Here is a 12,597-nt window from a genome sequence, read left to right as displayed (position 1 = left end):
GGTCAAAGCGGGCGTCAGACCAGACCGGCCTCACGCGCAGGAGTGGCAAGCCAGAGAAAAAATCCTTTGAAAACCGCCGTTTGACGGATGAATTTTTCAGGCCGCGCGGGTGGCGATGAAGGCTGCGGTGCCCGCCAGAATGCCGGCCGCCGTCCGGTTCAGGGCCTGCAATGCGCGCGGCTGCTTCAGCATGCTGCGGGCACGGGTTGCCAGCAGCATATAGGGGATCAGCACCGTCAGCAGAACGATGAAAGTCGCGGCCAGCAGCAGGCCATACTCGCGCAGGCCGATGGTATGGATATCGATCAGCGTCGGCACCAATGCCACATAGAAGAGCATCGTTTTCGGATTGCCGAGGGTTACGAGCAGGCCCGAAAGAAAAGACATGCCCATGCTGCTCGATTTGCGCGCTGAGATATCCTGCGGCAGAAGCCCCGATGTCCAGAGCTTGTAGGCGATGTAGCAGAGATAGATCACGCCGGCGAACTTGATGACCAGGAAGATCTCGGTGAAGGTCTGCGCCACGAAGGCGAGGCCGAGGATGACCGCCGTCAGATAGGTCATGTCGCCAAGCACAAGACCGAGCCCCATGAAGAAGGTCTCGCGAAAATTCGAGCCCAGCGCCCGCGCCACGATCGCCGTGATACCCGGCCCCGGAATGGCTGCTGCAATGAACAGTGCGCCGCTATAGGCAATGAGCGCTGCAATCGTCATTTGTCTCTCCCTGATTGCCGCTTATTTACGTCTGTGTGAAATGGCTTTCAAGCGACTTCGAAAATGACGTCATGGGGGATGAAATGTCCAAGGCTTTGCTACTGATCGATGTCCAGAACGCCGTGCTGGAAGGCATGGGGACGAAAGAGCGTGTACCGGCGATCCAGGAAGCCTACGATGCGGTGACCAGACGGCTCGCAGCCGTGCTCGCAAAAGCGCGATCGGAAGCGGTCCCGGTTATCATCGTCCAGCATGACGAAGCCGAAGGCGATCCGATCGCCAAGGGTAGCAAGGGCTGGGAAATCAGGGCGGAAGTGGTGCCTGCGCCCGGCGAGCTGCTGATCAACAAGCAGGCTTGCGATGCCTTCTTCGAGACGCCGCTGGAAGCCGAGCTGCGCAGGCGCGACATTACCCATCTCGTCATCGGCGGCTGCGTCACGCCCTTCTGCATCGACACGTCGGTTCGCCGCGCCGTCTCCCTCGGCTTCGATGTGACGTTAATCACCGACGGTCACATGAGCGGCGATATCGGCGCACTCGGCTTCGAGCAGATCATCGCACATCACAACATGGTTCTGTGGGGATTCGGCGCCGGCTCTCACGGCGTCGGATTGTCAAAGGCCGCCGAGGTCAGCTTCTGACCACGCGCAGAAAGCGCCCCGGGGTCCAGCCGAGATTCATGCCCGCAGCGGCAAGCAGTATGATCGCCGCTCCCACCACCTGCAGCGGCTGCAGCGCGTGGCCGAAGGCGATGCGGTCAACCGCGATCGCGGCAATCGGATAGATGAAGGACAGCGCACCCGTGAGATGGGTCGGCAGCTTCTGGATCGCGCCATAGAGCAGCACATACATCAGTCCGGTGTGGACGACACCCATGGTCACCAGAAGCGACCACGTGCCAGCTGTCGCCGGCATGGCGGAAAAATCGGCAAAGGGCGCCAGCATAATAATGCCAGTCGAGACCTGGATGAGGGCGATAAGATGCGGTGGCGTGCCTTTCAGCCATTTGGCTGCCAGCGCCGCCAGCGCGTAGAAGAAGGCGGCGCCGAGCGCCAGCGCGATCCCCATTCCGTAGCTGCCGCTGATCGCGCCGCTATCCGGTTTCGCCTCGACGATCGTCGCCATGCCCGCGAAGGCGAGCCCGAGCCAGAACAGCTTCGTGCCGGTGATCTTCTCGCCGAGAAAGGCCGCACCCAGCGCCAGCAGCATGAAGGGCTGGGTATTGTAGACCGTCGTGGCGATCGAGATCGACGCATGCGAATAGGACGCAAAAAGCATCAGCCAGTTCAGCACGATGGCGATGCCACCGAAAACGGCGATGCCGAAGCTCTTCAGCGACAGCAGGCGAGGATTGAGAAGCCCGAGCACCGCGCAGATGACAAGCAGGCTGATGGCCCCGAACAGGCAGCGCCAGAACACGACATTGCCAACCGGCTGCCCTGACATGATAACGAACCAGCCGATGCTGCCCGAAATCAGCATTGCCGCCGTCATTTCCGCGCTTCCCCGTCTGATCTCGCTCTGCATCGCAACTCTCCCGTGATGGGGGCGCAGATTATTGCGCAACCGCTGCCGTCTCTATATCGTGTGAAGCAGAATGGAAGCGTCTTGCCTAATAATTTTAGGTGAAAGGAGTGTTGTGGCTAATTACGACAGAATCGACGAAACGGACCAGAAGTTGCTGGATGCGCTCGCCATCAATGCCCGACTATCACTGAAGGAACTAGCTCAGGCCGCCGGCATGTCCTCGCCGAGCGCCGCCGAGCGCCTGCGCCGGCTGGAGGAACGCGGCATCGTCAGGGCTTTCACCATCGATATCGATCCGGCCGCACTCGGCTATCCCCTACAGGCGATCGTCCGCGTCCGCCCGTTGCCAGGTCAGCTGCATATCGTCGAGAAGCTGATCCAGGAAACCCCTGAATTCATCGAATGCGACAAGGTGACGGGCGACGACTGCTTCATCGCCCGCCTCGTTGTGCGTTCCATGGGGGAACTCGATGGCATCCTCGACAAGATTGCGGAGCGCGCCGAAACCAACACGTCGATGATCAAGTCGTCGCCGGTCAAGCGCCGACTGCCGCCGGTTTGATCAGAAATCCGCCATCGGCGAGAGCATGGCGGGGCCCTGCAGATCGAGGCCGTCCAGTCCGTGGATCATGAAATGCGTCCCGTGCGAAGAAGACGGCAGCGGCGCGCCGTTCCAGCCAAGCTTCTCGGGCCTGAACAGGATTTCAGCGCGTGAAGGCTTGATGCCGAGCCCGCCGAGAATGGCAGCGAGGGAAGGGATCGAGGACGCGAGCACATCGAGCAGGATAAAGCGCTCGCCATCGAGCTTCCAGGCAATGACCGCATTGAGCTTCTCGATGAACGTCAGCCGCACATCGGGATCGAGCTGCGTATTGATCAGAAACATCGCCGGGCTGCCGGTGACGGCCAATGTGTCGGACACCGGTTCCCGCCGCACCAGCAGATCCTGGAGCAGGGCGAGATCAGCGGCGAGCCGGGGATCGAGCGTCCTTGCGTCGGCGGCGCCATCCGGTTTCGGCGCATCACCCTCGAAGCTGTGCATCGGCAGCTTTCGGAAGCCGTAGGGCTCATAGAGCGCCGGCTTGTCGGTATAGAGCACGATGGCCTCGAAGCCGTGGTCCGAGCACCAGTCTAGCGCCTTCTTCGTCACATCTCGATAAAGGCCACGACCGCGCCAGGGCGGCCTTACTGCGCCGGATTGCAGGCCGGCTGCATTGATCCGGCGGCCGTTGACGATGATAGGCATGGCGAAGGCCGAGAGGTTGGCGGCCAGCATCCCGTCTTCGGCAAACCAGCCGAAGGGCATGCTGGATGGATCAGGACCACCGAGCTCCATCAGGGGGCCGATATCGATGCCGAATGTGTCGTGGAGAAGCGAAACCAGCGCCCGCCAGGCGGCGTGGTCCGCAAAGTAATCCTGCCGGAAGGTCAGACCTGTTGTGTCAGGCGCTGCGCTCATACGCCGGTGGAGCCGAAGCCACCGGCGCCGCGCGCGGTGGCACTCGTCTCTGTGATCTCGGCAATGCGCACCTGGGTGACCGGCGCAATGACCATCTGGGCGATCCGCATGCCGCGGCTGATCTCGAAAGGCTCCTCGCCGAGATTGATCAGCAGTACCTTCACCTCGCCGCGGTAATCGCTGTCGATGGTGCCGGGTGTGTTGAGGCAGGTGATGCCGTTCTTGAAGGCGAGGCCGGAACGCGGGCGGATCTGCGCCTCGAAACCTTCGGGCACCTCGAAGATGAAGCCCGTCGGAACGAGGGCACGCTTGCCTGGCGCCAGCACCAGCAGTGCGCCGTCATCGACAGCGGCGCGCAGGTCCATCCCGGCAGCCCCTGAGGTTTCATAGGAGGGCAGCTCCAGCCCTTCGCCATTGGCGAGGCGGACGAGATTGAGCTTCGGGCGGAGGTCGTTTTGAATGTTCATGCGGGCATTAGTTTGCGTCCGGCCGCCGAAGGTCAATTGCAAAGCCCGGCCTAAATCGCTAGATAGCCCGCAATTCCACAGGATTCACATGATGGCCGAAACACTCGCCGAGGCGGTCTCCCGCCGCCGCACATTCGCTATTATCGCGCACCCGGACGCGGGCAAGACGACGCTGACCGAAAAGCTGCTGCTGTTCGGCGGCGCCATTCAGCTCGCCGGTGAAGTCAAAGCGAAGAAGGACCGCATCCAGACGCGTTCCGACTGGATGAAGATCGAGCGCGAGCGCGGCATTTCGGTCGTCACTTCGGTGATGACCTTCGAATATGCCGACAAGGTCTTCAACATTCTCGATACGCCCGGTCACGAAGACTTCGCCGACGATACCTACCGCACCCTTACGGCGGTGGATGCCGCCATCATGGTCATCGATGCCGCCAAGGGCATTGAGCCACGGACGCTGAAGCTCTTCGAAGTCTGCCGCATGCGCGACATCCCGATCATCACCTTTATCAACAAGATGGACCGTGAAAGCCGCGATGTCTTCGAAATTCTCGATGAGGTCGAGGAAAAGCTGGCACTGGATACCGCCCCGGTCACTTGGCCGATCGGCCGCTCGAAGAGCTTCTGCGGCACTTACCACCTCGCGGCAAACCGGGCGCGCGGATCGGACAAGGAAGATGCGATCGTGGTCAATGGCCCGCAGGGCGTGGCCGATCGCCTTCCGGAAAACGAACGCGCGGCTTTCATCGACGAGGTCGACCTCGCCAAGGAGGCGTGCCGCCCCTTTGATCGCCAGGCATTTCTGGAAGGCCATATGACGCCGGTCTTTTTCGGTTCGGCGCTGCGCAATCTGGGTGTGCGCGATCTGATCAACGCGCTTGCCGATTTTGCGCCGCCGCCGCGTGACCAGGTGGCCGATATCCGCACCGTTCATGCCAACGAAGACAAGATGACCGCCTTCGTCTTCAAGATCCAGGCGAACATGGACCCGAACCACCGCGACCGCATCGCCTTCGCCCGCATCTGCTCCGGCAAGCTGGAACGCGGCATGAAGGCGCGTCTCGCCCGCACCGGTAAACAGCTCGGTCTCACCGCGCCGCAGTTCTTCTTCGCCTCGCAGCGCCAGCTGGCCGACACCGCCTATGCCGGCGATGTCGTCGGCATCCCGAACCACGGCACGCTGCGCATCGGCGACACGCTGACCGAAGGCGAACCGCTGGTCTTCCAAGGCGTACCGAACTTCTCGCCGGAAATCCTCCGCCGCGTGCGTCTCGAGGATGCGATGAAGGCAAAGAAGCTAAAGGAAGCCCTGCAGCAGATGGCCGAAGAAGGCGTCGTCCAGCTGTTTTCACCGGAGGATGGCTCACCGGCGATCGTCGGCGTTGTTGGTGCTCTACAGCTCGACGTTCTGAAGGAGCGCCTGCAGCAGGAATATGGCCTGCCTGTTTCCTTCGAAATGTCGCGCTTCTCAGTGTGCCGCTGGGTTTCATCGCAGAATGCCGCGGATCTCGACAAGTTCCTGACCGTCAAGCGCGGCGATATCGCCCGCGATCTCGACGGCGATCCCGTTTTTCTGGCGCAGGACAGCTTCTCGCTTCGTTACGAAGCCGAGCGTTTCCCGGCAATCAAGATGGATGCCATCAAGGAATATCACGTCGCCAAGGCGGCGTGATCTCGCCGAAATGCTGGGATGACTGCGCAATCATACTAATGTACATTAGATATTCGTAAATCGTTCATCCATGGGGGGCTGGCGAACGTGAGCACGAATATCGAGCTGGAGAATGCGCCTGCGAGTGGCGGCTGGCGTTTCAAATGTGGCATTGCGCTCTTTGCGCTGATGTTGCTGCTGGTCGTTGCAATCCCGGTTCTGGCGATGTCCGGAATGCCGCCTGCGCGCGTCGCGGCGCTGACGGGCGCCATCTTGGTCGGCAACAAGATCATCCTTGTCGTGATGATCGCGGTGATGGGAAAAGCGGGTTTTCAGGAATTGAAGCGCACGCTCGGCGGCTATCTGCCATCGCTGAAAGACGAGATCGTCAGTCCAGTGCGCCATGTTGTTGGCCTCGTGATGTTCTGCTTGCCGCTCGTTTCCGCGCTGTTCGAACCCTATGTCGATAACATCTGGCCGGATTTTCGCCCGAACCGCTGGGAATTTCAGCTGCTCGGCGACCTCATGCTGATTGCCAGCATCTTCGTTCTCGGCGGCAATTTCTGGGGCAAGATCCGGGCCTTGTTTGTGCGGACCGCGCGCGCGGTAAACACCGCTGAGGGCATCCAAACCAGCTGATCATTCTCGCAGAGATTTCGGGAGGGGCGAATGGATCAGCAGGACAACAGAGCTGTGCAGGACGTTGCCGCGCCGGTGAGTGCGCGAAACCCGTTGCGCCGGGTCGCGGTCTGCGTCCTCGTGTTTCTTGTCTTCGCCTTTGCGGTTTCCGTTTTCATGGAACGCCGCACGCCAATAACGGCGCAGGCGACGGTCAACGCCTATGTGGTCGGCATCGCGCCTGAAGTTTCCGGCCGGGTGGTAGATGTCGCGGTTTCCGACAACAACCCGGTCGCCAAGGGTCAGATGCTGTTTCGCATCGATCCGCAGCAATACGAACTGGCGCTGGCGCAAGCAGAGGCGCAGCTCGCCAAGGTCGGCCAGTCGATCGGCGCCTCGATCGCCGCGCTCGATGGCGCCCAGGCGAAAGTCGTGGAAGCGCGCGCTGTACGCGATAACGCGCTGGAACAGGCCAACCGTTCGGAGGCCTTGCTGAAACGCGGGGTCATCGCGCAGACGCGGGCGGATCAGGCGCGGACCACGCTCCAGCAGGCGCAGGCGGGAGCAGCTGCGGCCGATGCAGAACTTGCGAGCGCCGAGAAAGAGCTCGGACCGGCCGGCCAGGATAACCCGCAGCTACAGGACGCTCTTGCAGCGCTGGAGCGGGCCAGGCTCGATCTGCTCCGCACCACCGTGCTCGCGCCCGCCGATGGCGTTGTCACCAATCTTCAGCTGTCCGTCGGTGGCTTTGTCAACACCGGACAGAGCGCCATCACCTTCATCGACGCCGGCACGATCTGGATAGCGGCCAACTTCAAGGAGAACAGCCTCGAGAATGTCGCAAGCGGCAACAAGGCGGAAATCCTGTTCGATGCGCTGCCCGGAAAGCTGTTTCCTGCTCATGTCGAAAGCGTCGGTTTCGGCGTCGCCCAGGGCAATGTCGATCCGAATACGGGCTTGCCGAAAGTATCGGATCAGAGCGGCTGGATCCGCACGCCGCAGAGCTTCCCCGTGCGGCTCATTCTCGACGGCGAGCGGCCGAAGGGTATCCGCTACGGCGCCCAGGCGAATGTGGTGATCTATACCGGCGACAATCCGGTGACCAACGCGCTGGGCGCATTGTGGATGCGCATCATCTCGGTTCTGACCTATGTCAGCTGACGCCGTATCGGGTCATCGCTGGTGGCATTCGCCTGAGGCTTCGCAAGGTCTTCGCGTGGCATTCGCCGCCACGCTCTCGTTTACTTGGTCCGTTGCCGTTGGAGACGCTATCCCGTTTCTCGGCGCGCTCTTCGCCGTCCAGTTCCTGCTGACGGATCGCACGCCGATGCCATTCGGCAAGGCACTCGGCATGGCGCTGATTGTGACGCTTACAGGGCTCTGCCTGCAGATGTTCCTGACGGTCACCTCCGATCATCCACCGGTGATCCTCACCTTCCTTACCGCGATTTACTTCCTTTGCTTTCTCGCTCAAGCGACAGGAAGGGCAGGCGCTCTGCCATTCATGATCCTCGTCGTCGCCGTCATGCTGCCGCTTCTGACGTTGCTGCACTACGACCTCGGCAGCTCGATCCTCGCGCTGCTGGTCGGGGGCATCGTCGAGGGTATCATCTGGAGCTGGGCAGCGCACGCCGCCTTTCCCCACCGCGGACTGACTGCCAGCGGCCAGCCGCCCGCTATCCATCACCAGAGACCGATACCCCGGGCGCTGGCAAGCGGAGCGATATTGCTGGGCGCTGTCGCCATCTGCCTGACAAATGATCGCTTCGCCACAGCGCTGGTCATACCGATTACGGTCGCGTCGATGCTGATGCAGCTGGATGTCCTTGCTGGCGCAAGAGCCGCCTTCGGCCTCATCCTTGTCAACATATTCGGTGGCGCCGCGGCGAGTGTGGTCTTCGGTTTCGTCACGCTGCGGCACTCGCTGGTTTTTATGTTCCTCAGCATTCTCGCGGTAATTCTGATACTCGGTGGCCGTGCGGTGTTGCCGCGGCCTTCCGCCAAGGTGTTTGCAGGTGCATTGACGATATTCCTCGTGGTGCTGGGATCGGGAATATCGCCGCTGCCCGGTACGGCGGCGGAAACATTCGCCACGCGCATCGGCTATATCATTCTCGCAACGCTCTACAGTCTGTTCATGGCCGCATTGCTTTGGCCGGCTGAACGCCGGGTGGCCGCGGCCCTGCCAAAGGCACTGGAATAGGCCGGAAGGGTCACTCTCCGCGCGGATACCGCTGGCTCTCTTCAAGAATGTTGAGGTCCATGTGGTTGCGCATGTAGCGTTCCGATGCCTTCTGCAGCGGCTGATAGTCCCAAGGGTAATAGGCGCCGTTGCGCAGCGCTTCATAGACCACCCAGCGGCGGGCCTGGCTTTCACGCACGGCTGCGTCGAAGGTTTCAAGATTCCAGCGGGCATCGGCTTGCGCCTTCAGAGACGCCAGGACTTCAGCATAGTCAGGGTTCTCAGCGAGATTGTTCAGCTCGTGTGGATCGGCGTCAAGATCGTACAGCATCGGCGGATCCTTGACGCAAAGCGAAAGCTTGAAGCGGCCGTCGCGGATGCCGATAAGCGGCGCGATCGACCCTTCCGCGGCGTATTCCATTGGTACCGGGCTGCGGCTGCCGGTTCCGGTTGCCAGCGGCGCCAGGTCCTCGCCGTCGGTCCATTTCTTCAGCGACGAGATGTCGAGGCCGGCGAGACCGGCGAGCGTCGGTGTGACGTCGAGCGTCGAAACCGGGCGGTCGATCTTTGCCGGGGTCCAGCCGGGCGCCGCGATCATCAGCGGCACGCGGGCAGAGCCGTCGAAGAAGCACATCTTGAACCACAGACCGCGGTCGCCCAGCATGTCGCCATGGTCCGATACGAAGAGGATGATGGTGTCGTCTGCCATCCGGCTGCGATCAAGCACATCGAGAATCTCGCCGATCTTCTCGTCGACATAGGAAATATTGGCGAAGTAGCCCTGCCGCGCGCGGCGGATCTGCTCGGGCGTGATATCGAACGCCTTGTAGTCGCAGGCTTCGAGCAGGCGCTGCGAATGCGGATCGAGTTCCTCGAAAGGCAGAGGCGCAACGGCCGGGTTGAGCGCCGGGCAATCCTCGTAGAGATCCCAGAACTTGCGCCGGGCGACATAGGGGTCGTGCGGATGCGTGAAGCTGACGGTCAGGCACCAGGGCCGGTCGTCCTGGCGGCGTGACAGGTCGTAAAGTTTGCGGGTCGCGTTGTAGGCGACCTCGTCATCATATTCCATCTGGTTGGTGATTTCGGCGACGCCCGCGCCGGTGACCGAGCCGAGATTGTGATACCACCAGTCGATGCGCTCGCCGGGCTTGGTATAGTCCGGCGTCCAGCCAAAGTCCGCCGGATAGATATCGGTCGTCAGCCGTTCCTCGAAGCCGTGAAGCTGGTCCGGGCCGACGAAATGCATCTTGCCGGATAGCGCAGTCTGGTAACCGGCGGCCCGCAGGTGATGGGCGTAAGTCGGAATATCGGAGGCGAATTCGGCGGCGTTGTCATAGACGCGCGTCCGGCTCGGCAGCTGGCCGGACATGAAGGAGGCGCGCGCCGGGGCGCAGAGCGGGCTTGCCGTATAGGTATTGGCGAAGCGTACCGAGCGCTGGGCCAGCGCCTTCAGATGCGGCGCATGCAGGAAATCGGCAGGGCCATCTGGAAACAGCGTGCCGTTGAACTGGTCGACCATGAGGATGAGAATATTCGGGCGCGCCATGCTGTCATGTCCTGATGATGTGGAGCAGGATCAAGCGCGGTCTTCGAAGGCCGTTGCGCTCTGCCTGCTATTCGAGCATTTTATTCAACAACGGCTCACGGCCCTTGTGAAGCTAAAATTTTTCGATGTTTGCCAAAAGGATTTTTTATGGCTGAGCGGCCGGTGGATCTCGGATGGCTTCGCATTCTCGCTGAGATCGGCAGGCTCGGCAATCTGTCGGCGGCGGCTCGCGCTCTCGGCCTGACGCAACCGGCCGTCAGTTACCAGATCCGCCGCCTCGAAGAGCAGATGAACGTCAGCCTGCTGCAGCGACGTCATCGTGGCGTCGAATTGACGGCCGAGGGCCGCAGGCTCTTCGATGTCGCCGCCCGAACCGTCGGAGACGTGGACGCCCTTGCGCGCAGCTTTCGTAGCGAGGCGGAGCGTTCGACGGTGCGGCTGCGCACCGATTATGCCTTCTCGTCGCTCTGGCTGATCCCGCGCATGCATGGCTTCCGCCAGCTTTACCCCGGCATGGATATCCAGATCGTCGCTACCCAATTCGTCGAACAGGGCGTGCCGGACGCAAGCGACGCCGCGATCGTCTTCGGAAGCCGTCGCGAGCTTGGCGGGCATGGCATCTTGCTGTTGCCGGAAAAAGTGGTGCCGGTCTGCTCGCCGGGTTTTGCCGAGCGGTACGGTCCGCTCGGGACGCCGGAGCGCCTCTCCGTCGCGCGACTTCTGCATCTGGATGCCCGCGGGACGCCGCCCTGGTTCGACTGGACGAGCTATCTTTACGAGTTCGCCATCAGCCGCAATGCCGCTGCCGCGCCCGGCGAGATCAGCTTCAACACCTATTCGCTAGTGGTGCAGGCCGCTATCGGCGAACAGGGTGTTGCGATCGGCTGGATGGGGCTGGTCGACTCACTGCTGGCATCAGGCATGCTGGTCGCGGCCGGCCCGATGGTCGAGGCCTCGGACCGCGGTTACTGGCTGGTGCCGCCGAAAGAGATGACGGAGGAGACCGGCAGGCTTGTCGCGTGGCTGCAATCCGAAGTCGCGACCGCGTGAAACCTAAGGCGCCAGATCCGTCAAAAAATCCCTGCACCATCGCGACACATCGAATTCGAGGAGCTGATCCATCATCAATTTCCAGCGTTCCTGCCGCTCTTCCAGCGGCATGCTGAGTGCGCGCGCCAGCGCGTTGGCTGTGCCCTCGATGTCATAGGGGTTCACCAGCAGCGCGCCTTTCAGCTGGCGGGCAGCGCCGGCAAAGCGGGAAAGCACCAGAACACCAGGATCCTCCGGATCCTGCGCCGCCACATATTCCTTGGCGACGAGATTCATGCCGTCGCGCAATGGCGTCACGAGACCGGCTTTGCCGAGCCGGTACAGACCGGCGAGAATGGGGCGTCCGACCGAACGGTTGATATAGCGGATCGGCACCCAGTCGACGGAGCCGAGAGCGCCGTTCACCCGCCCGGCCTGCTCGGCGACAGTCCGCTGCATCGCCTCGTATTCCGGCACTTCGGAGCGCGATTTCGGCGTGATCTGAAGGTAGGTCACGCGGCCCTGCTGCGCCGGGTTTGTCAGGATGAAATGCTCGAAAGCGTCGATGCGTTGTGTCAGTCCCTTGGAATAGTCGAGGCGGTCGACGCCGATAATCAGGCTGCGGCCCTCGATGCTCTCGCGTGCTTTCCTGACCATGCTGTGGGTTGCCGATTTGCGGGCGAATTCGGCAAAGGCTGCCGTCTCGATGCCGATCGAATAGGCGCCGCCCTTGAAGGTCCGCCCATGCGAACTGAAGCGGCCATCGCCGAGCTCGTCGCCAATGCCCTCGCGGCGCAGGCAGCCCGCAAAATTCTCGAGGTCATGGTCGGTCTGGAAGCCGACGAGATCGTAATGGGATAGCCCGCGCATGATCTCTTCGTGGACCGGCATGGTGAACAGCACATCCGCCGGCGGCCAGGGGATGTGCAGGAAGAAGCCGATCTTGTTTTTCAACCCCATCTGCCGCAGCTCGGCTGCCAGCGGAATCAGGTGATAGTCATGCACCCAGATGACGTCATCGGGCTTGATCAGCGGCGCAAGCCGGTGGGCGAAGAAGCGGTTGACGCGAAAATATCCCGCCATCTCCTTGCGGCCGTACTCCGCGAGGTCCAGCCGGTAGTGACAGATCGGCCAGAGCACGCGGTTGGCAAAGCCGTGGTAATATTCCTCTACATCGGTATCGGTGAGATCCGTCAGCGCGTAGGTGATATTGCCCTGCTGGATTTCCTTCAGCTTTTCCGGCTCCTGGGCGCCGCTCGAATTCCCCGACCAGCCCATCCAGATGCCGCCGCGCTCTTCGAGCGCTGCCTTGAGGGCAACCGCAAGCCCACCGGCGGGCGCAATGCCGCCCTTCTCGGGAACGGGGACGCGATTGGAAACGACGACGAGACGGCTCATGAAAGG

General features: G+C 61.9%; 13 protein-coding genes. 7 read left to right on the top strand and 6 right to left on the bottom strand.

Annotation, left to right across the window (positions count from 1 at the left end; genetic code table 11):
* Positions 1–96: 96 nt before the first annotated feature.
* Positions 97–714, bottom strand: coding sequence for a LysE family translocator (locus AC1DV9_RS08450; RefSeq protein WP_310293391.1), 618 nt, complete (start codon positions 712–714; stop codon positions 97–99).
* An 83-nt stretch (positions 715–797) separates the two neighbouring features.
* Here AC1DV9_RS08450 and AC1DV9_RS08445 point away from each other — a divergent pair, with 83 nt between their 5' ends.
* The gene (locus tag AC1DV9_RS08445) at positions 798–1,355 is read left to right on the top strand and encodes a cysteine hydrolase family protein (RefSeq protein ID WP_477947221.1); all 558 of its coding nucleotides are present in this window, start codon (positions 798–800) and stop codon (positions 1,353–1,355) included.
* On the opposite strand, the gene AC1DV9_RS08440 is transcribed toward AC1DV9_RS08445, so the two are convergent.
* Positions 1,345–2,241, bottom strand: coding sequence for a DMT family transporter (locus tag AC1DV9_RS08440; RefSeq protein ID WP_477947220.1), 897 nt, complete (start codon positions 2,239–2,241; stop codon positions 1,345–1,347). The genes AC1DV9_RS08445 and AC1DV9_RS08440 overlap by 11 nt on opposite strands.
* A gap of 70 nt (positions 2,242–2,311) precedes the next feature.
* Between AC1DV9_RS08440 and AC1DV9_RS08435 the strand changes: the two genes are divergently transcribed.
* Complete coding sequence (locus AC1DV9_RS08435; RefSeq protein ID WP_477947218.1) at positions 2,312–2,803, top strand: Lrp/AsnC family transcriptional regulator; 492 nt, start codon at positions 2,312–2,314, stop codon at positions 2,801–2,803.
* Here the strand turns inward: AC1DV9_RS08435 and AC1DV9_RS08430 are convergent, their stop codons facing one another.
* Together AC1DV9_RS08430 and dut are read right to left on the bottom strand one after the other, a co-directional pair.
* A complete protein-coding gene (locus tag AC1DV9_RS08430; RefSeq protein ID WP_477947217.1) occupies positions 2,804–3,700 on the bottom strand; it encodes a GNAT family N-acetyltransferase in 897 nt (298 codons plus the stop codon).
* Positions 3,697–4,167 (bottom strand): dUTP diphosphatase, encoded by a 471-nt coding sequence (dut, locus tag AC1DV9_RS08425; protein ID WP_477947215.1) that lies wholly within the window; start codon positions 4,165–4,167, stop codon positions 3,697–3,699. Before dut ends, AC1DV9_RS08430 begins: the two co-directional genes overlap by 4 nt.
* A gap of 91 nt (positions 4,168–4,258) precedes the next feature.
* On the opposite strand from dut, the gene AC1DV9_RS08420 reads away from it, so the two are divergent.
* From AC1DV9_RS08420 to AC1DV9_RS08405, 4 genes are all read left to right on the top strand, one after another.
* The gene (locus tag AC1DV9_RS08420; protein ID WP_477947517.1) at positions 4,259–5,839 is read left to right on the top strand and encodes a peptide chain release factor 3; all 1,581 of its coding nucleotides are present in this window, start codon (positions 4,259–4,261) and stop codon (positions 5,837–5,839) included.
* A gap of 87 nt (positions 5,840–5,926) precedes the next feature.
* On the top strand, positions 5,927–6,457 hold the full coding sequence (locus AC1DV9_RS08415) for a transporter suffix domain-containing protein (RefSeq protein WP_477947213.1): 531 nt from the start codon (positions 5,927–5,929) through the stop codon (positions 6,455–6,457).
* Between the two features lie 30 nt (positions 6,458–6,487).
* The gene (locus AC1DV9_RS08410) at positions 6,488–7,597 is read left to right on the top strand and encodes an HlyD family secretion protein (RefSeq protein WP_477947211.1); all 1,110 of its coding nucleotides are present in this window, start codon (positions 6,488–6,490) and stop codon (positions 7,595–7,597) included.
* 55 nt (positions 7,598–7,652) lie between these two features.
* A complete protein-coding gene (locus AC1DV9_RS08405; RefSeq protein ID WP_477947210.1) occupies positions 7,653–8,639 on the top strand; it encodes a DUF2955 domain-containing protein in 987 nt (328 codons plus the stop codon).
* 10 nt (positions 8,640–8,649) lie between these two features.
* On the opposite strand, the gene betC is transcribed toward AC1DV9_RS08405, so the two are convergent.
* Complete coding sequence (gene betC, locus AC1DV9_RS08400; protein WP_477947208.1) at positions 8,650–10,164, bottom strand: choline-sulfatase; 1,515 nt, start codon at positions 10,162–10,164, stop codon at positions 8,650–8,652.
* Positions 10,165–10,311: 147 nt separating this feature from the next.
* Between betC and AC1DV9_RS08395 the strand changes: the two genes are divergently transcribed.
* Positions 10,312–11,214, top strand: a complete 903-nt coding sequence (locus AC1DV9_RS08395) for a choline sulfate utilization transcriptional regulator (protein WP_477947206.1) — start codon at positions 10,312–10,314, stop codon at positions 11,212–11,214.
* Between the two features lie 3 nt (positions 11,215–11,217).
* Here the strand turns inward: AC1DV9_RS08395 and otsA are convergent, their stop codons facing one another.
* Positions 11,218–12,591, bottom strand: coding sequence for an alpha,alpha-trehalose-phosphate synthase (UDP-forming) (gene otsA / locus AC1DV9_RS08390; protein ID WP_477947204.1), 1,374 nt, complete (start codon positions 12,589–12,591; stop codon positions 11,218–11,220).
* Between the last annotated feature and the right edge of the window lie 6 nt (positions 12,592–12,597).

Source organism: Rhizobium sp. 01L410 (assembly GCF_056400165.1).
The sequence above is the reverse complement of the archived record's forward strand: the minus strand, read 5'-3'. Positions and strand labels throughout refer to the sequence as shown.

Bases quoted from the DNA above. Each gene is read 5' to 3' on its own strand.
- AC1DV9_RS08440 (WP_477947220.1), bottom strand. From the start codon at position 2,241: ATGCAGAGCGAGATCAGACGGGGAAGCGCGGAAATGACGGCGGCAATG.
- AC1DV9_RS08430 (WP_477947217.1), bottom strand. From the start codon at position 3,700: ATGAGCGCAGCGCCTGACACAACAGGTCTGACCTTCCGGCAGGATTAC.
- AC1DV9_RS08420 (WP_477947517.1), top strand. From the start codon at position 4,259: ATGGCCGAAACACTCGCCGAGGCGGTCTCCCGCCGCCGCACATTCGCT.
- otsA (WP_477947204.1), bottom strand. From the start codon at position 12,591: ATGAGCCGTCTCGTCGTCGTTTCCAATCGCGTCCCCGTTCCCGAGAAG.
- AC1DV9_RS08450 (WP_310293391.1), bottom strand. From the start codon at position 714: ATGACGATTGCAGCGCTCATTGCCTATAGCGGCGCACTGTTCATTGCA.
- AC1DV9_RS08435 (WP_477947218.1), top strand. From the start codon at position 2,312: ATGGAAGCGTCTTGCCTAATAATTTTAGGTGAAAGGAGTGTTGTGGCT.
- betC (WP_477947208.1), bottom strand. From the start codon at position 10,164: ATGGCGCGCCCGAATATTCTCATCCTCATGGTCGACCAGTTCAACGGC.
- dut (WP_477947215.1), bottom strand. From the start codon at position 4,167: ATGAACATTCAAAACGACCTCCGCCCGAAGCTCAATCTCGTCCGCCTC.
- AC1DV9_RS08445 (WP_477947221.1), top strand. From the start codon at position 798: ATGTCCAAGGCTTTGCTACTGATCGATGTCCAGAACGCCGTGCTGGAA.
- AC1DV9_RS08395 (WP_477947206.1), top strand. From the start codon at position 10,312: ATGGCTGAGCGGCCGGTGGATCTCGGATGGCTTCGCATTCTCGCTGAG.
- AC1DV9_RS08410 (WP_477947211.1), top strand. From the start codon at position 6,488: ATGGATCAGCAGGACAACAGAGCTGTGCAGGACGTTGCCGCGCCGGTG.